The 17,716-nt window shown below is 49.1% G+C and carries 15 protein-coding genes; 4 read left to right on the top strand and 11 right to left on the bottom strand.

Annotated features, from left to right (window positions below):
• Positions 1-12: 12 nt before the first annotated feature.
• The 6 genes from ACN0T0_RS09295 to ACN0T0_RS09270 form a co-directional block, all read right to left on the bottom strand.
• Complete coding sequence (locus tag ACN0T0_RS09295) at positions 13-543, bottom strand: hypothetical protein (protein WP_417225358.1); 531 nt, start codon at positions 541-543, stop codon at positions 13-15.
• The gene (locus ACN0T0_RS09290; protein WP_417225356.1) at positions 536-1,663 is read right to left on the bottom strand and encodes a hypothetical protein; all 1,128 of its coding nucleotides are present in this window, start codon (positions 1,661-1,663) and stop codon (positions 536-538) included. Before ACN0T0_RS09290 ends, ACN0T0_RS09295 begins: the two co-directional genes overlap by 8 nt.
• 267 nt (positions 1,664-1,930) lie before the next feature.
• A complete protein-coding gene (locus ACN0T0_RS09285; protein ID WP_417225354.1) occupies positions 1,931-2,167 on the bottom strand; it encodes a hypothetical protein in 237 nt (78 codons plus the stop codon).
• A 105-nt stretch (positions 2,168-2,272) separates the two neighbouring features.
• On the bottom strand, positions 2,273-2,734 hold the full coding sequence (locus tag ACN0T0_RS09280; RefSeq protein WP_417225352.1) for a flavodoxin family protein: 462 nt from the start codon (positions 2,732-2,734) through the stop codon (positions 2,273-2,275).
• 64 nt (positions 2,735-2,798) lie between these two features.
• Positions 2,799-4,073, bottom strand: a complete 1,275-nt coding sequence (locus ACN0T0_RS09275; RefSeq protein ID WP_417225351.1) for an NAD(P)/FAD-dependent oxidoreductase — start codon at positions 4,071-4,073, stop codon at positions 2,799-2,801.
• Between the two features lie 124 nt (positions 4,074-4,197).
• A complete protein-coding gene (locus ACN0T0_RS09270; RefSeq protein ID WP_417225349.1) occupies positions 4,198-5,160 on the bottom strand; it encodes an ornithine cyclodeaminase family protein in 963 nt (320 codons plus the stop codon).
• A gap of 126 nt (positions 5,161-5,286) precedes the next feature.
• On the opposite strand from ACN0T0_RS09270, the gene ACN0T0_RS09265 reads away from it, so the two are divergent.
• On the top strand, positions 5,287-6,099 hold the full coding sequence (locus tag ACN0T0_RS09265; protein WP_417225347.1) for an AraC family transcriptional regulator: 813 nt from the start codon (positions 5,287-5,289) through the stop codon (positions 6,097-6,099).
• Here ACN0T0_RS09265 and ACN0T0_RS09260 read toward each other — a convergent pair.
• The gene (locus ACN0T0_RS09260; protein ID WP_417225345.1) at positions 6,096-6,737 is read right to left on the bottom strand and encodes a cupin domain-containing protein; all 642 of its coding nucleotides are present in this window, start codon (positions 6,735-6,737) and stop codon (positions 6,096-6,098) included. The genes ACN0T0_RS09265 and ACN0T0_RS09260 overlap by 4 nt on opposite strands.
• Positions 6,738-6,994: 257 nt before the next feature.
• Here ACN0T0_RS09260 and ACN0T0_RS09255 point away from each other — a divergent pair, with 257 nt between their 5' ends.
• On the top strand, positions 6,995-8,590 hold the full coding sequence (locus ACN0T0_RS09255) for an HD domain-containing phosphohydrolase (protein ID WP_417225343.1): 1,596 nt from the start codon (positions 6,995-6,997) through the stop codon (positions 8,588-8,590).
• Between the two features lie 29 nt (positions 8,591-8,619).
• On the opposite strand, the gene ACN0T0_RS09250 is transcribed toward ACN0T0_RS09255, so the two are convergent.
• Complete coding sequence (locus ACN0T0_RS09250) at positions 8,620-10,815, bottom strand: CHASE2 domain-containing protein (RefSeq protein ID WP_417225342.1); 2,196 nt, start codon at positions 10,813-10,815, stop codon at positions 8,620-8,622.
• Positions 10,816-11,049: 234 nt separating this feature from the next.
• Between ACN0T0_RS09250 and ACN0T0_RS09245 the strand changes: the two genes are divergently transcribed.
• Entirely contained in the window at positions 11,050-11,811 is a 762-nt protein-coding gene (locus ACN0T0_RS09245) for an MBL fold metallo-hydrolase (protein ID WP_417225340.1), read from the top strand.
• Positions 11,812-11,895: 84 nt separating this feature from the next.
• Here the strand turns inward: ACN0T0_RS09245 and ACN0T0_RS09240 are convergent, their stop codons facing one another.
• Entirely contained in the window at positions 11,896-13,521 is a 1,626-nt protein-coding gene (locus ACN0T0_RS09240; protein WP_417225338.1) for a FecR family protein, read from the bottom strand.
• An 8-nt stretch (positions 13,522-13,529) separates the two neighbouring features.
• Positions 13,530-14,834, bottom strand: coding sequence for a surface lipoprotein assembly modifier (locus tag ACN0T0_RS09235; protein WP_417225336.1), 1,305 nt, complete (start codon positions 14,832-14,834; stop codon positions 13,530-13,532).
• Positions 14,835-15,104: 270 nt separating this feature from the next.
• Here ACN0T0_RS09235 and ACN0T0_RS09230 point away from each other — a divergent pair, with 270 nt between their 5' ends.
• On the top strand, positions 15,105-15,341 hold the full coding sequence (locus ACN0T0_RS09230; RefSeq protein ID WP_417225334.1) for a DUF1289 domain-containing protein: 237 nt from the start codon (positions 15,105-15,107) through the stop codon (positions 15,339-15,341).
• On the opposite strand, the gene ACN0T0_RS09225 is transcribed toward ACN0T0_RS09230, so the two are convergent.
• Positions 15,330-17,258, bottom strand: coding sequence for a RecQ family ATP-dependent DNA helicase (locus ACN0T0_RS09225; protein ID WP_417225332.1), 1,929 nt, complete (start codon positions 17,256-17,258; stop codon positions 15,330-15,332). The genes ACN0T0_RS09230 and ACN0T0_RS09225 overlap by 12 nt on opposite strands.
• Positions 17,259-17,716 lie beyond the last annotated feature (458 nt).

Below are 17,716 nucleotides of genomic sequence, written 5' to 3'. Positions count from 1 at the left end.
GACCTCTCTGAATTAACCTGACACAATTAACTGTTGTGATAGCTGAAACGAACCCATCCGCTTCTGCTCTTTTAACAACTGATTTTTGGTTGCTTTGGAATACTTCAAAATGCGTGTAAATGCTTTGCTATAACGCGTCGTGTCCGCCACAGCGCTCAACTGCTGATACTCGGCAACCTCATCTCGGGCCTGCTGATGCTGATCCAACTTGACCAATAAACAGATCCGACGAAACTTCAACACCGCCAGATCATTTTGCACCGCCTCGGACATCGCGGTTACTTCCGCTTGGCCTTCATATTCGGCAATGGCACGCTGGCAATAATCCAGTGCAGCTTCATCTTCACCGGCTTGCTCTAAGCATTCGAACACTAGCTCGGAGATATAGCGCTGCAGCATCAATGGGAACTGCTGCGCCATCCCCGCTTGCAATAGTTTTTGCAAAGTCAGCAGCGCGGCATCATATTGTTGCCGTCGTAATTTCTTACCAACCTCCTGGAGCACAACCTCCAGCTTTATTTTGGGAATCGATGTATTACTCATGGTCGTTCCTCATTAAGCGACAATGAATGCCAGACTGACCAGCTTCATATTGAATCCACAACCCTTGATGAAGATTGGCATCCGCCTTCACGGACCAGCCATCCGTCGTTTCCCTAAAAGACACTGAGCGACCCATAATGGCGGTGCAGAGCTTTTCTAGCCGAGCCCGTTGCACCGGTGCGTCACTGATATTGTCAAACAGCAAATTAAAACGAATGCCACCGATCCACTCAGCGGTCACTGAGCAGCCCTGCGCCACCAGCGCATTCATTACCGGCTCAGCATCCGCCATTGCAGCGGAGCGTTTTAAGATAATAGGAAGATTAGTAAACAAACGAGGATGCAGATGAAGAGGAATATTCAGTTGTGAGCATAAAGTTGCGGATATGCTCTGTTGCTGTTGAGCATCCGCAGGCACCGAACGTAATAGCAGATCAAAACGATAATAATCCTGATTATGAATCACCAAAGGCAGGTGCAACTCATTGGCTTTTTGCCATAACCCTTGCGCTTGCTGCAAACTGAGATCGGTCAATTGCCAACATTGAGTCTGCTGCGGTTGCCCGCCCGCCGGCAGCAAGCCAAAATCTCGATAGTAAGCAATTAGGCTCTGATCACCACCGGGGGCATAAGCAACCACAGTATACTTTGCCGTATTACTGCATGACTTCATCAACTCAATACCCGGCTTACTAAAGCGGGTGATTAATTCACTCGCAACCGCTTCAGACAGGCTGCCTAAAATAATGGCCGGCGTTTTCCTGAGGCAACCTAATAGTGCTTCACTGCTTTGTCCGGTAAAAAGCGCGAGGTCGGTAATAAATGCGGTGATATGGGTAAAATCAGAAATATAAACGGCGAGTTCAAAACGTTCAGGTGGGGATAAACAGGATTCACTTTGAGGTAAAAGATCACAGGGAAGATCAGCGCTTTTAAGCACACTCACCATCTCGGCGGCGCTATCGATATCCAGTTCGGTTTGCAAAATAGAGGGGGCCGTCAAAATGCGACGAATGCAATCCTGCCGGCTTAAACCAAGACGCTGATGAAACCGCCCGATCGACAGCACGTCGGCATTGCCGATGCCCAATACCCTTACCTGATAACTTTCCTGATGCATGATATACCCACTCAAAACGACGTGATATTTCAGCCATAATGGAAATTCCCATAAAAGATACTAATTAAATTCTTATAATCCAGGACGGCTATAACCGGTACTTTTTTAAACGCCTGTTCATAACAGGTAAAGGCAGCTTAGGATAAAAAACGAAGGAGTCAAACATAAGTTTGAAAATAAAATAACGTGGATAATAAGTAGAAAAAATATAACAGACGAAAAAAAACCGCTCAAAAAAGCGGTTTTAATCGTAGCAAAACAACGCGCTTAAGCGTTAACTTTTGCTTCCATATAACGGGCATAATCAGCCCCAACGCGGCAACCATAAACACCGACTTCGCCTTTCCAGCGCATCCAGGTGACAAAACTACTCAGCGCTTCAAACAACGTACCAATGGTCGACTTCTGGTCGCTGCCACACTCATCGTAATAACCCATCGCTTGTAGTTCACTGGCGATACGACGATCATCACACTCTATTCCGGTAAACACCGATTGTTTCATTTGCGAGTCTCCTGACGGATCAATATACAGACCTAAGTATAATGCATCCATTGTGCAGCGCACAATAAGATTTGCATATTTTCTGATCAAACACACGCATACAGATCAATAAATACCCATATCGAGACCCGCCGCCATCGTCATGCCTAACGCTTCACACTGCGGTAAAAATGCCTCATCCCAATCACCTCGACACACTAAGGGTGGTTGAATCCAGTGCCAACGCAATCCGGTACAGATGGTTTCCACGGCACGGCAAGTTCCCGTGCCATCATGGCCTGCCCGCACATAGAGGGCACAAGGCAACCCCTGCTTTTGCTCCAAACAGGGATAGTAGCAACGATCAAAAAAGTCTTTCAGCGCACCGCTCATATAAGCCAAGTTTTCGGTGGTGCCAAGAATAACGCCGTCACAGGCTAAAAGATCAGCCGGCGTGGCGTTTAGAGGCTCCAACCAACGACACTGCACCGCATCAATATCGTCATGATTGGCTCCACGTAGCACTGCCTCGGCCATTCGGCGGGTATTTTCTGATGGCCCGTTAGCCACCAACAATAACTGTTTCATAGCGATACCTTTTATAACAACGGTCTTAGACTATACGTCAGCCGCCTAAACCCTGCCGATAAGATCAGAAACGCGTTACCTTAAACGCCGTCCTATCGATTACGCTCTCTTGCTGCTGTATTAACTGCAACACAAGCTCTGCGGTGATTGCCGCTTGAGTAACCCCTAGATGCTGATTACCAAAGGCAAAACATAAGCGCGCATAATCCGGATGCTGATCAATCACCGGTAATGAATCCGGCAGAGTCGGGCGATGCCCCATCCACTCACTCTCGGTCAACGAGGTAGCATTTAAATCCGGCAACAGTTGCCGACTATGATGCCGCAAGACCTCAAAGCGACGCTTAATCGGTGGTAATTCAACCCCTCCCAATTCGGTCATCCCAACGATGCGTAAGCCGCTATCGAGGGGCCCCATCACAAACTTACGTTCCGCAGAGCCGATATGATGATTCAATAATGAAGCCGCTGAAGGAATCGTCAGATGATAGCCCCGTTCAGCTTCTAAAGGCACCTCAAGACCAACCTGACTCAGCAGTTTACGGCTCCAAACACCGGCACAGACTAAACCATGATCATAATGGTAATCCACGTTCTCGCTCGTCACGGCGACATCATCAGAGGTGGGTGTTAACTCGGTTACCGCCTGTTGAATAAATTCGCCACCGCGTGCCATAAACGTGGCAAATAACTGCTGACAGAGATCATAGGGATCGCTCACCCGATAGGCATCCGGAAAGTACAGCCCATGATGCACCTGTTTAGCCAACGCGGGTTCAAGTTCTAATAATCGCGCCCCCTGCACCAACTCGGTCTGAATACCATGGTCATTCAACCATCTCTGGTGTTGTTCGGCCGCCTGGGTATCCGCCGACTCCCAAACCAACAGATAACCGGATTTAACCAGCAGCTCAGGGGCTCCGATATCCTCAAGGCTACGTTGCCAAGCAGCAATCGATTCCCGATTAAGTTGCAATAAGGCGGCACGACTGCGCTGCAATGATTGAGGCCGGGCGGCCATAACAAAGCGCAGCAACCAAGGGGCTATACGGTGCAAATATCGTAACGGTAAGGCGAGTGGCCCTTTAGGGTTAAGCCACAATGACAGTGCTGAGCGCAAGGTCGCGGGGTTGGAAAGCGGCTCGATCAATTCGGTTGCTAGATAGCCAGCATTGCCGAACGAGGCCCCTAAACCGGGGGCATCACGATCAAACAAGGTGACCCGCAGGCCTTGCCGCTGCGCCTCAAGGGCACAACTCAAACCCACCACACCAGCCCCAACCACCGCCATAGAACCGGTCATGGGCTTATCTTTCCGAATCGCTACAGACAACACCATTCAAGACCTCTTTACATCGTGTAAACCAAAAGCAAACAACAACCTAGGTGCATCACTAAGCTAAATAGCCCATCACACAGCCATCGACAACGTATTTTCTGCGCCGAAGGCCACTGTTTAATATTTATTCAGTACCACCGGCCTGTTGGTAAGCCAACACGGCGGCAGCCAGATCTTCCCGCGAATCCCCTACTGACTTAAACAGGGTAATGGCGTTCAGAGGATCATCCAGCGCGGCTCGGCCTAGATGATCACCACGACACAGTTCGCTAAACTCAGCCTGAATAGCGGCTTCGGTAATCGCCCCTTCCCGGATCGGTATAATCAGATCACCGGTTTCACTTAAGGCGCCGGCTCGGACATCGACAAATACCTGACAGCGCTGCATCGCGGTATTATCCGTTTCCCGCATGGTCGGCGTAAAACTCCCCACCAGATCTAGGTGCGCGCCGGACTTTAGCCACGCCCCCTGCACCAAGGGTGCCGTTGACATGGTGGCACAGCTGACAATATCTGCCTGTCCCACAGCGATTTCCAGTTGCGCTACGGGACATAGCTGTGCATTTACCCCCTCTGCGAGTAACTCGTCCACCAGCGTCTTGGCAGCGGCTTCATTGCGATTCCAAACACGCACGGTACGAATCGGCCGAACACTCATATGTGCCGATATCAGGTACCTCGCCATTCTGCCGGCACCAACCATCAGTAGACTCGAGGCATCTTCACGGGACAGAAAGCCCGAAGCCATTGCGGATGCGCCAGCAGTACGTAAAGCGGTTAACTCATTGGCATCTAACTGCGCTAACGGCTGTCCGGTTTTACCTGAAGACAGCATATAGTGACTATTTAACCCGGGCAGCCCCCGAAGATTATTGCCCGGAAAGACGTTGACTAACTTAACCCCTAGATATTCACCCTCTAACCATGCTGGCATCAGCAGCAAGGTTGCCTGAGGATCATTGGGTACGTTGATACTGTGATGATGACGCACCGGTGCACACACCGCTTTGGTAAAAATATCGTTAAGTGCTTCGATTAAGCGATCCCAAGGTAATGCTTTACGGATGTCAGTTGCATTCAATTGCATATCAGCTTCTCTTCTCACCGGGTTTTAAGTTATGTTAACCGCAATCAACAGGAAAAACTTGACCCAAACTACCCTTTTTTTGACTCAAGCTCTGCCCCTCAACGCATTAACTCGGAACACAATGGCATGAAACAAAGTCTTGCTCGCCGTAATCATATTGCTCGCCAACAGGGAGAACATCTACATGACTTTGCCCAGATACTGATTGGTTTAAAAGGTAAAACAGACTGTGTGTTTAACCAAACTAGCGGTCAAGTATCATCCGGTAAGCTGGCGATTGCACCGCAAAGTGAGATGCATCTATTCAATGGATTAAATGATCATAGTGAACTATTGGTGATCGACCTTGCGCCGGCAGACCCTTATATTCAGGCTCTTGAGCAAAGCTGTAACCTGTCATTTAAAGCCACCATTTTAAATGCTCCGGCGTTTATCAGCCTAGCACCCGAGATGTTGCCGATGCTGGAGTTTGCGGCCCTGCAGTTAACTAAAAGCGAACAACCGATGAATCAACAAAGCAGATATCAGATCAACTGTCAGCTGATCACCCTGTTTATGACCCAGCTATGCCAACAATATTCGAGCAGTACAACATCTAGTCAACACCCTCGATTAAACCAGCAACAGCTCAATCAGTACATCGATCAACACCTAGCAACGCCACCGGATAACCGTACTCTTGCCCAAGCGATGAACCTTAGCGAAAGTCATTTTTACTGCCTTTGCCAGCAAGCCTTTGGCCAGACACCGCAGCAGTATATGCTGTCACGGCGTATGCATCGGGCCCGCTTTCTCTTACACAACAGCGATATATCCCTCACCATGCTGGCCAATGAACTGGGTTTTTCTGACGCTTCCAGCTTTTCGCGTGCCTTTAAACGCTGCTTTAATATCAGCCCCGGGCAAGCCCGAAAATCGCTTCGCGAGAGCCACCATTAAAAATGATTAATCTTTACCCAGATCAGCGCATCAGCACTCAACTGATAAGTCCGGCTGCCATCCCCACGACGTAACCAATACCCCGCCGCAAAGTGCTGACCATTCTCAGTCAACTCACCCCGGATAATATAGATTTCCAACCCCTGCTGTGCCGCCCTTAAGTCAACTCCGACTTCGGCTTGACTACGGTACATAAAGACCTGCTCACCACGGTGTTGATGCAGCATCAGTTGTTCGAGTGAAGCGTTGTGCAGCAACCACTGCGCTCCCGCTGTTTGAACCACCCGATGCTCGGTATCATCCGCCTGAAATTGATACAACTTCACTAGAATGATGCAACCCTCTTGGCTAAAAGGTGCATGGCTAAATCCCTTCGGGTTACGAAAATAGGTGCCCGCAGGATAATCCCCCGTCTGATCCGAGAAGACCCCCTGCAATACCAGAATCTCCTCACCCTTAGGGTGGCCGTGCGATGAAAAAGACGCCCCCGGATCATAACGCACAATACTGGTGGCGTGCCCCTGCTCGGCTTCTTCACGGGCCAAGGGCTTGCGCCACACGCCAGCTTTAGGACTGGCAATCCAAGGCTGCTGTTGGGTATCAATGGTCACTGATTGGGTAAAATCCATGTTCAGCATAATGGCTCCGACAGGCTGTCATTCAAGGATAAAACCGACTGTATAACGTCTCGCGCTAAGATCAAAGGCTTAGGGTCTATTAACATCAGTCATTAAACGCTAGCCCAAGGTTTCGGCAGCGATGGGGATTATCCATAGCAACATTTAGCTTAGAAACATTATCCTACACAGATTGATTACATTCATTGGCGTTCAACTTGACAGTTGCACGCCACAGGGTCACATTTAAGTTAATTAACAGGCGATCACTGGCTAACATGATGCTTCATCTCGATACACACGAAATTATCAGGCAGCTTGCTGATCTGACAGGTGCGTTGACCACGGAAAAAGACCATATCCAACTGCTGGATCGGATTATCCTTGGCTGTATGTTTCTGACTAATGCCGATGGCGGCACGCTTTATACCGTTGATGAAGAAAACGATAACGAACTGCACTTCACGGTGCTGCATAACCGTTCGTTAGGCATACACAGCAAGCCTCGCGATATGCCCACCGTTGAGATCTATAACGCTCAACAACAGGCTTCCAACTTGGTCGCGGCGCAAACCTTTGTACAACAAAAAACCATCAATATTGAAGATGTCTACCGCTCTGAAGAATATGATTTTTCAGGTACTCGCAAATTCGATAAACAGCTCAACTATCGCTCGAAATCATTTCTCTGTGTACCTCTGATGGATCACGAAGGTGAAATTATCGGTGTTCTACAGCTTATCAATGCCCTCGATAACAAGGGCCAAGTCATCACCTTCCCGGCAGATCAACAACATCTGGTGGAATCATTGGCGGCCCTAGCTGCAACGGTATTAACCAAGCGTCGCTTGATTAATGCCCAAAAAGAGCTGTTTGAGTCTTTTATCAAACTGATGGGTCGGGCCATTGACCATAAGTCACCGGTAACCGGCAAGCACTGCGAACAGGTGCCTGAGATCGCCATGTTGTTAGCCGAAGCGGTCAATAACAGCGATGACAACGGTTATTCAGCGATTCAGTTTAATGACCATGAGATGTATGAACTCGGCATTGCCGCATGGCTACATGATTGTGGCAAAATAACCACGCCAGAATACATCATCGATAAGGCGACTAAGTTGCATACGATGTTTGACCGCATCGAATTAGTTGAATCGCGCTTTCGTGAATACAAACTGCAACTGCAACTCAATCATCTGAGAAGCCTGCCAGAGTTATCACCGGCGGATAGCCAAGTTGCAGAACAACAATTACAGCAGTACTGCCAACAACTGGATGAAGATATTGCCTTTCTTCGCCAGAGTAATACCGGTTCCGAGTTTATGGCGGATGATGATGTCGCACGCATCAAACAGATCGCTACGATCCACTGGACTGATGACCAAGGTCATAGCCACTCTTTACTCACGGAAGACGAAACCGAAAACCTTTGTATTCGCAAAGGTACGCTATTACAAAGCGAAATTCAGGTGATGCGGGATCATATTAAGGTCACCATCGAGATGCTGGAGTCCCTACCCTACCCAAAGCATCTGGCCCAAGTACCTGAAATAGCCTGCAATCATCATGAGCGTTTAGATGGCAGCGGTTATCCCAGGGGGCTGAAAGCTGAACAAATATCACTGCGTGCCAGAATCATGTGCATTGCCGACATTTTTGAAGCGCTGACATCACCCGACCGCCCCTACAAAAAAGGCATGCTACTCTCACAGGCGATGAATATTATTGGCACGATGGTTGAGGACAATCATCTCGATGCGAATCTATTTACCGTCTTTGTTAAGAGCGGTGCTTATATTGATTATGCCAACCGACACATGTCCCCACGACAGATCGATCACGTCGACGTAGCTACACTGCCAGGGCTCGTGTAACCCCGTATAACTCATAGTTAAGACAAACACTATTTTTGTTGATGGTTATAGATAATATCCCAATCATTACCGGGTGGATTATTTTCTAAGGCGTCAAGCCGGTCGAGATAGAGCTGAGTAACACTGTCCTGGGTGTAAACGGCTCGCCACGCCTGCAGCAAGGACCTGGATTCAGCCCACTGACGCTGACGATAACAATCAATCGCTCGGTTAAATCCCTCAACCTGAACAGCAAGCCCCGAAGCGGTCAATGCTTTCTCTCCCATCGGTTGAAACAGTTCTACCGGTTCATAACGCCCCTTAACCCGTACTCGGTCGATACGTCGATAGATATAACCGGGTAGCCGGGCGGCTAGGTCACCACTGACTAACAGAGGGCACCCATAAAATTTGGTTAATGATTCGAGTCGAGAAGCCAAATTGACCGCATCCCCCATCACCGTATAAGCCATCCTAAACTCGGAACCCATGTTGCCAACACTCATAGCCCCACAATGTAGCCCGATACCAATGCTGACAGGAGGCAACCCCGCTGCGACTAATGAGTGATTCAACTCGGGTAGCTGCGACAACATCTGTAAAGCGGTATCGAGGCCATGTCGAGCATGGTCTTCATCCCGTAGCGGCGCACCCCAAAAAGCCATCACTGCATCGCCAATATATTTATCAACGGTGCCCCGTTGCTGGTGGATAATGCGCGTCATGCCGGTAAGGTAGATATTCATCATCCGAGTTAACTGCTGGGGTGTTAGCTGCTCGGATATTTGCGTAAAGCCGCGAATATCGGAGAAAAACACCGTCATATCTCGGGTTTCACCACTCAGGTGTATCGCTTCATTCTTGCGCCCTAACTCCCGCACGACCTCAGGGGGAATATAATGGCCAAACTGGCCGGCCAATAATTTCATATTCCGGGTTTCAAAAAAGTAGCCGGTGGTTTGTTGAAATAGATAAAGAATAAGCACTAAGAAGAGCGTGTAACCCAACGGAATGACCCAAAACAGGCTCTCCCATGCGTACAGATTAAAGCCGATCAAGCAACTGCTCCAGACCAGCGTAAACAGGGTTGAAAACATAACCGAACTGCTAGGAATCAATAACGACAACAGAACACCACTCAGTAGTATCTGAATAATCTCGACGGCGAGAGTATAGTCCGGCCTGCTATTGATCCGGTCATCTAACAGTCCCGAAATAATATTAGCGTGCACCTCCACCCCTGGATAACGACTGCTCACCGGGGTCACCCGTAGATCAAGCAAACCCGCGGCACTGGTGCCAATCAGTACAATGGTGCCTCCAAGCTGCTCAGGCTCCACCCGCCCATTCATTACATCCGTCGCGGAGATATAGGGGAAGCTGCCCTGCCCGCCTCTATAGGGCACCAGCAGTGCTCCAGCGCTATCAACCGGTATAGTTTGCCCGGCTGCGGTAAGCGCCACTAACGCCTGATGTTCATCTAAAATATCGGACTCAAACTCAGGTATCACTTGATGCTCTTCAAACAATGCCAGCCACATCGCCAGCGAAAGCGAAGGGTAGTAACGCCCTTCATAACGCTGCAACATCGGCACCCAGCGGTACACCCCATCACTGTCGACCATCGGGTTATCAAAAAAACCACTGTAGGATTGCTGACTATGTAGCGCATCAACACTGGCAATCACCCCTTTAGCCTCGGGTATTGACTGTTGATCAAGCAAGGCATCCGCGTCAATCACCGCTTTCCCGGGATCCCCTACCCGCAACTCACGGTCACTTCGGTCAAAGGCGTAACCGAGCACCACCGGGCGGTTATGCATTGCCTCTGCGAGGCGTTGATCAGGATTAAGCTGTTGTAAGAAAGCGCCAACATCTGGCAGGGCAGTTGCATCCTGTAGCAAATCGCTCAATTGCTTCAGGTCGATACTGCTATCGGCTTCCGAAAACACCATATCAAAACCCACGATAGCCACACCATAGCGCTCGAACAACTGGTCTAACAGCAACGCTAATTTAGCCCGGTTCCAAGGCCAGCGCCCCTGCTCCGCTAAGCTTTTCTCATCCACATCGATGATCACGATACGTGGGTCTTGGTCACCTTTAGCGAAGTGTCTCAAACGCAGATCATAGAGGTCATACTCGAGTTGTTGTAATAACGCCGGCCGGTTATTTTGAATCACCGGATACAACATCAACAGCGTCAGCAAGATGCCGAGTAATGTTCGGATTCTGCGTTGTTTCATAAGCCTTCCCGTTATAAACGTATAAAGCAGGAACCTGACGGATAATTGCCAGTCTTAGTGATACTTGGTTATAACCTTTATCATATCCTGCAAATAGCATCAGGTTGTAGCAAAGGTCGGTATTTATTGGTTTGAATATGCCGAACAACTATAAGGATCGCGCTTGCCTGTGCTATAAACGTACAACGACTCTTATAAAGTTAGACATGTGCTTCAGGGTAGCCGGAGATATGCGTGAAAATTGAAATTCTTGGATGTAGCGGCGGTATTGGTCAGGGACTGAAAACCACGACCTTTTTAATCGATGATACCTTGCTGCTCGATGCGGGCACCGGGGTCGAATTACTGTCCATGGAGCGCCAACTCAACATTCGCGATGTGGTGATTACCCATGGTCATCTCGATCATATTATCGGCCTGCCCCTAATGCTGGCGACCATCTTTGACCAGCATCGAGCACCCATCAATGTTTACGCGTTACCGGATGTGCTTGCTGCTCTTCAAGCGCATATTTTCAACTGGACGATCTGGCCAGATTACACGGTGTTGCCAGAAGACAAACCGATTATCCGACTGCACCCCATTCATGTTGGTAATACCTTCTCACTGCAGGACAAAACCATTGAAGTTATCCCGGCAGAGCATCCAACCCCAACGGCGGGCTACCTTATCGCTGATGCCAGCCATAGTTTTCTATTTACCGGCGACAGCGGTCTCAATGAGCAACTCGCCCCGCTATTAAACCAACACCAACCGGATCTATTGATTATCGATGTGTCCTTTACGGATGAATCGACCCCCTTAGCTAAATTAAGCGGTCACCTCACCCCCTCGATGTTGGCACAACAACTCAAGCCGCTCGAATACAGTCCTCGAGTCGCTATCACCCATCTAAAACCCGGCGTTGAAGCAGTCGTTATGCAGCAATGCCATCGACTATTACCCAACCAGCAGCTAGACCGGCTACAACAGGGTGAAGTAATCACCCTGTGTTAACGCGGCTAAACCATCCCAACGACCAACACATTCAGCAACTCGCCGCATTGAGTAACAGCTCTCAACACGACTGAAAAAAATCATTTAATGCGCTGCCGTCGGCACCGGCCCTGTATCTTTAAGTAACACCGTTCCCACCACGGTAATGTTTTGTTTTACAGGATTATCCCCTGAAGCGGCATAACTAGTGACCGCCCCCTCAGCCTGCCTGCCGACTAAGTCAAAGGTTAACTGCCCCGCCATCGCTGTATCATTACCATTCACCGTACACTGCCCACCATTGCAACTACCGGTTAGCGCGAGTTCACCACCTTTAAGAATATCATTCAAATCGGTTCTTACACCGGCCTCCTCGGTCAAGCTAACGTGACGCATACCGTCACCATCGTCAATCCCAGCACTAATGCTTACCTGCTCGACCTGCTGCGCATCCCAGTCAATCACCACATAGGTACCCGACGCATAGCGCCCTGCTGGTACAACGCTGGAGTCAAATCCGTTTAAAGAGCCCGTCGCACCAGTGTCGATTTGAGGCGCGGTGAGCATGCTTGATCCACTCGTATGGCTGTAGATATAAGCGCCGCTGCGCACCAGCGCCAATGAATCCAACTGTGCTTGAGTCGTCAAACTATCGCTGTACATGAAGTGAAAATCGCCATCCAAATCTTGCTCTTTACGGTTTTCACGCAGACTAAAATCAGCATTCCAACGCCCCCAAGTCACATTAGCACCGCCCAACTCAAGCGTTCCCGACTCTGATAGTGCGTCAAGATCCCCTGTCGCACTCAAAACACAGGGTGAACAGGCATGGTTGGTAATATTGGGACGAGACGCTAGATGTGTAAAACCTCGCACAAGGTCACCTTGTTCGGTACGACTATCGATACGAATAGACGAAGGCTTACGTGAAATAGCATCAGCCATGACGGAACCATTGCCTGCCGATAAGCCTTTCTTACTATCCCGGGTAAACGCAACCGCCACTAACGCGCCCTGTGGTGCACGGCTACTGACCGATTCAGTGGTCTCTTCTACCGCCTCCGTCAGTTGCTCAATGGTCGCCTCTATCTGGGTGTTTTCGGTTGGCGCTGTATTACTATCCTCCTGAGTACTCTTGCGCATCAGATAATCACCGGTTTGTCCCGTCGCCGCGCTTTTCTCTATTGCGCCATTAGCACTAACACTGGCCCCTTCACCGGCATTCACTCGCATCTGCCCGATATCAGTCATAACATCAATCGCACCATCAACCGTTTCGCAATAAACCCCCTCTTCGGTATATTGGACGCCATAGTGGGTACCACGAATACCGATGGTTGCCACGGTCGTTTCGAGACGATAGTTATCCGGTTTCGATTTACCAATTTTGCCGGAAATGGTTCGCATTCCTCCCTGCAACAACTTGAAAATGGCTTTACCTTGTTCCGGTTGCTGCTGATCAAACTGGTATTCATCGATACGAAAAACCGAAGCAGGCTTCAGCGCCAATCGAGAATGATCACTAAAGCGTAACTGCAACCGCCCCTTATCTCCGGTTGTTAGCACATCACTGGCATAAACATCAGAATGTCGTTTTAACACCCGCTCACTGCCATCCGCCGCCTTCGCAATATTGTCACCAAAACTCAGAATCACGCTACCCACAACATCGGCGGCGCTGGCAAACCCCGAACAAACACACAACACAACGGTAAAAAATAGAGATCTCATAATCTACCTCACTCGAAGCTGAAGCGCAGACCGAGCATTGTCTGCTGGCGGTCATACTCATATAGCTCAATATTGGAATCGGCATCGGTCACACTATAACCGGCCAACACCGTCCAATTTTTCTCAACGGCCCACTCAAGATTAAGGTTGAAAAGGATAAAATCATCCTGCCGTTGAACACCATAGAGCCAATCATCACCCTTATAATCGCTCGACTGATAGGTGACGGCCGGTGTCAATGTAACAGCCTCCGTCAGCGCGAGCTGTACCCCGAAATTGGCACCCCAAAAAAAACGATCGACTTGAGCATCTGCCAGTATGCCCGCAGTATCGGGAGTTTCCTGCCCCATATACATACCAGCAAACCACAACGGCCGCCAACGACCCCTACCCGATAACAGGTAGTTCGCGCCTAGATAATACTGAATGCCGTCCTTCCAGCTCGTATCGGCGAACTCGAGCCGGCTCACACCACTGTATAAACGCAGCTGAGATTGTTTATTCAACATATGCGTCCAGCTTGCGTTAATACCAAAGAGATCTCGATAACGCTCACCATCACGGCGAAAATGCTGCAGATCGGCGCCTATTCGATAACGATTTTGCTGATTCGTCCAACTGTGCCCGGCCCCTGCCGATAACGTGCTGTAATTCTGTTCGGTTTCATCATCGTAGCCACGAAAGTTCCCCCTCAAGCTGATATCCAGCATACGGCCCGCAGCATAATGATGTTCGAGGCTACTCCCGAGATTGACGCGACTAAATAGATCACCTCGACCTAGGGCATCATTACTCAGGGTGACGATATTTGTCTGAGATTCAGGACCGGCATTGATATTGCCATCATAACCGCGCCACAATTCGACATACCCCTTCACTTCAGTGGTGGGATATTGGTCTTGCTGGTCTATCAGATTAAGGTATTTAACAATCCGGATACGCGCGTTATTCGGTGGATTACGTAGCAACACAGCTTCAAACATCTGTTTAGATTTATCAAACTGCGCTAGCAGATAATAGGCTCGGGCAAGCTCGAGTGAGACGAGAGGGTTGTCGGGTTCGAGAAAGGTCACCCGCTCTAGCGCGAAGATCCCTTCACTGATATTGCCACTATCAATGGCCGCGACACCGTATTGAAAATCAAACACGGGATCGCCTTCTAAATCGTCTATATATATCAATGCAAGGTCATACGCTTCATCAAAGCGCCCCGCATCCAATAACGCTTTAACCTGCTCAGCCTCTCTATCTGAAGCAAAACTAGGGCTACAAGCCAGAAGCGTCAACAACGCAATTCCAGTCAGTTTGATCAAAATAGCCTCTCCGGTGATTCAAACACTCTTGCGCGCATTATTCATGCACCAAAAAACAGCAAACAACCACGCGATATCCACTGTCTGTGAATTCACTATAAAGAAAAAATCAAACAAATTAACCAAGTTTATGCAGTTTTCGATTATTTCTCTCAGAAGCTCAGTTGCCGACTAGACTAAAGGATAGACCCAATAGCCAACAACGGCTCTAATAGCGATCGAATAGATGCTTAACTGACCTTCAACGACAAAACGGTGTGGAACAATTAAATGAAAACGGAACAGCCCTTGCCAGCCATAGCAGGAAAATCGATGACCCCCTGCGTACGCAATTGCTGTTTAGATGAACAGGATATATGCCTCGGCTGCTTTAGATCCTTAAATGAAATTTTAACCTGGCGGGCCGCCAGCGAGGCAGAAAAACAAGCAACGCTGGAGCGTTGTCGCCACCGTCAACAACAACGCATCAGCAAAACGGCCGAACCAGCCTCTAAGTTAAAGGGTTAACTGCTCTACTTTGCGACGTATATCGGCATAACGAAACGCTTCGCAGCAACCAAAACCACTCAACTGACGCACTTTATGCCGAGCGAACAGCGGCACACTGATACCCGCCAGAAAGCGACACTGCGTATCCAGCGTAAGATTAGTGGATAGATGCTGTCTTAACCCAGCAAGGTCATTCACCAACTGTTGGTCGGCGGGCCAATGTGGCGGGGCTGAATACTCAAGGGTTACCGACTGCCCTCGGCAAGAGGAGCAATGGCCACACTGTTCAGCACTGTTATGGTCATCAAAATAGAGCGCTAAGCTGCGACTCAAGCAGCGCTCTAGTTCAAAAAACTTCACCAAGGCCGCAATTCGGGCGATCTCTTTATGCTCTTTCGCGACAAAATAATCGTATAACTGCTGTCCAAGTGTGGCATCCGCCAACGCCGCTTCATCGACCTGATAGACATCAGTCACTTTTTTAGTTTCCAGCTCGATCAAGCCTTGCTCTTGCAGATAGTCTAATGCGGCAACCACCCGCTTACGATCACATTGATATCCTGCAAATAACGCATCGAAAGCTAATGTACCCCACACCCGCTTAAATTGAGTATTAGCAAACACCGCCGCTAAAAAGTCCCGCCGTTCCCCCTTAAAACCCTCTAGAATCTGCGCTTGGGGCTGCAATAGCTTATATTTGAAATCAGCAAAATACGCATATAACGGTTGCAGTACGCCGATTAATTCTAACTGCACCAACAGGGTTTTCATCGGTAACTGACGAATATTACTGGCTGTTGATAACGCATGCAGTTGTAATTCCCATTGGCCGTTATGACACTCATGGCGAATATTCTCGAGTACAAATTCGATACCGCTCTGCTCTGGAGTATCGCCATAGACAAAGTTTTCAACGGTATTCAGGCCGTCGAGATTAGCCAATGTGATACAGTTGGAGGGCAACCCATCCCGCCCTGCCCGGCCGATCTCTTGACTGTAATTTTCAATCGACTTAGGCAGATCATAATGGATAACAAAGCGGATATTACTTTTATCGATGCCCATGCCAAAAGCGATGGTCGCTACCACCACATCGATGTTCCCCGACATAAAGTCCGTTTGAATCTGTTGCCGCTTAGGATCATCAAATCCCGCATGATAGGCGGCGGCATTAATACCCTGCTTAACGAGCCACTCAGCCACTTGCTCGGCACTGTGCTGCAAGGTCACATAAACAATACCCGCGCCCTGCTGTTGTTTTATCAGTTGGACTAGGCGAGTATTTTTCTCTCGGCTAGTCACAGAAAGAACCGTTAAATCGAGATTGGGCCGATAAAAGCCCGTTTGCACAATATGATCCTCAGCAATAGCAAACTTGCGGGCCATATCCAGCTTCACCTGCTTCGTGGCCGTCGCGGTTAACAATAATACCAGTGGAATATTGAGCGCCCGTCGATAAGCCGGCAGCTTCAGATAGTCGGGACGAAAGTTGTGCCCCCACTCAGAGATACAGTGGGCCTCGTCCACCACCAACATCGACACCGGGATCGATTGAATAAACTGGCGAAAGCGTTCATTCTTAAATCGCTCGACCGATACCATCAGAATTTTAGTCTTACCGCTGCGTACATCACTCATCACCTGCCGGCTTTGATCTGCGCTCAGGGTTGAATCGATACTGGCAGCCGCAATCCCTTTGTGTGCCAAAAACGCCAATTGATCTTTCATCAAAGCCAGTAACGGTGACACCACTAAGGTTAAGTGCGGTAAGCAGGTTGCGGTGAGTTGATAGCACAGTGACTTACCGGAGCCCGTAGGAAAAATAGCCAGCGACGATTCCCCCTGCAACAGTTGTCGAATCGTCTGTTCCTGTCCAGGTCGAAACTGATCAAAACCAAACCATTGCTGTAAAGTATCGTGCAGCGTTACCGACATAATCGCCTCTCCCTGTTCGGGCTCTCAAGAAAATCCCTGAGTATACCCTTGATTATCACGTTCCATCCCTTTGTCCGGCAGAAATACCTGATGAACGCTTACGACGACCCCGTTACCTCTGCTCAAGTGGGCCTGTTGTTCCGAACGCCCCTTCGAACGTCGTTAACTCATATTGCAAACTATAGACAGCATGACCGGATTCGACAAAATTAGAGGGGTCAAAGCTTGGATGAAAAAAAGCGAAGAAAGGATTCAGTGATTAGGCGGGCCTATCACTGCATGGCAGCAGCCGAAAGTGAATCTAAAGAGGAGATATAAAAAAGGGAGGACATACGCATATGCCCTCCCAAAAAGGTGATCCCAAAGGACCTGTGCTTAAAGACGAGACCGGCTTAGAGAAACCTGCCTAATAGAACTGAGCCAGTGGGCCAAAGCCCACCGGTGAATCGATCGGGCCA

Source organism: Amphritea sp. (assembly GCF_048266285.1).
In the GTDB taxonomy this organism is placed as follows: Bacteria; Pseudomonadota; Gammaproteobacteria; order Pseudomonadales; family Balneatricaceae; genus Amphritea.
This window is presented reverse-complemented; position numbering and strand designations above follow the sequence as displayed.